This window comes from Microbacterium sp. K41, from assembly GCF_004794395.1.
Taxonomy (GTDB): Bacteria; Actinomycetota; Actinomycetes; order Actinomycetales; family Microbacteriaceae; genus Microbacterium; species Microbacterium sufflavum.
In genome coordinates this window covers 1-205 of record NZ_SSDO01000497.1, presented here as the reverse complement: position 1 = coordinate 205, position 205 = coordinate 1, and the positions used below count along the sequence as shown (strand labels likewise).

General features: G+C 66.8%; 1 protein-coding gene. It reads right to left on the bottom strand.

What is annotated here, in order from left to right:
* The coding region (locus DW309_RS16465; RefSeq protein ID WP_136045983.1) for a CLIPPER-2 domain-containing protein at positions 1 to 205 on the bottom strand (205 nt) is incomplete at both ends.

Below are 205 nucleotides of genomic sequence, written 5' to 3'. Positions count from 1 at the left end.
TTCTCGACCCCGCCCGCGTCGACGTCGGCCTGCGTGATGACGTACGGCGCCGCGGTGCAAATCGCGACCTCTCCGGGCGCGAGCGTCGTGACATCGCACGTCACGGTGCCGACCTTCGGGTCGTTCACCCCGACATCGGCCAACGGGACGTTGCCCGTGTTCGTGATCGTGAACGAGTACGCGATCGTGTCGCCCACATCGGTCA